At 42.8% G+C, this 771-nt stretch carries 2 protein-coding genes; both read left to right on the forward strand.

The genetic code is table 11. The annotated features are described in order from the left end of the window. A partial coding sequence (locus GOQ16_RS17745; RefSeq protein ID WP_204987517.1) for a DUF4372 domain-containing protein occupies positions 1 to 426 on the forward strand: 426 nt, incomplete at its 5' end. Continuing rightward, on the forward strand, positions 393 to 771 hold a 379-nt coding region (locus GOQ16_RS17750; protein ID WP_369073906.1), incomplete at its 3' end, for a transposase. The genes GOQ16_RS17745 and GOQ16_RS17750, both read left to right, overlap by 34 nt.

Here is a 771-nt window from a genome sequence, read left to right on the forward strand (position 1 = left end):
GGAGATCGATATGTTAAAAAGTTCACTACCTACAACCACGTTGTGGTGATGCTGTTTGTTGCTTTGGAGGGCTATTCGTCTATTCGGGAAGTGATTATAGGTCTGCTAGCCAATGCACATAAGCTGAGCCATTTGGGTTTGAGCTATATCGTTCGGAGAAGCACTTTATCGGAAGCTAACCAGCGTCGCAGTAGTAAATTATTTGGTGAAATTTATATGGAGGTTTATCAGCGGAACCGGGAACATTTAGCGGACAGCCGCTTGAGTGAAGTCGATATGAAAAGGCTTTATATCATGGATTCGACGACCATCACGTTGTTCAAGGACATTTTAAAAGGGGTGGTCGCAATCCATTACAAGGAAAGAAAAATGGCGGAATCAAGGCGCATACCATCGTTAAAGCGAGTGAAAACGTTCCCTGTTTGATCCGCTACAGCGCAGCAGTCCGCCATGACCACACTTTCCTTAACGAAGTCCATACTTTGTCCAAAGGATCAATTATCACCTTTGACAAAGGTTATGTAGATTATGCCCAATATGAAGCATTTTCTCAAAGCGGGATCTTTTATGTTACCCGGTTGAAAGAAAATGCAGTCTATCAAGCGCGTAAAGAATACGACCTGCCGGAGAATGCACCCTCGAGTGTATTAAAAGATGAAGAAGTTGTTTTGTATTACGGACAGGAGAAAAAGAGCGAGCATCGCACCAGGCGGATCGCCTATTGGGATGATGAAAACAAACGGTTATTTGAGTTTATATCCAATAATTTTG

This window comes from Sphingobacterium bovisgrunnientis, assembly GCF_009829085.1.
Classification (GTDB): Bacteria; Bacteroidota; Bacteroidia; order Sphingobacteriales; family Sphingobacteriaceae; genus Sphingobacterium; species Sphingobacterium bovisgrunnientis.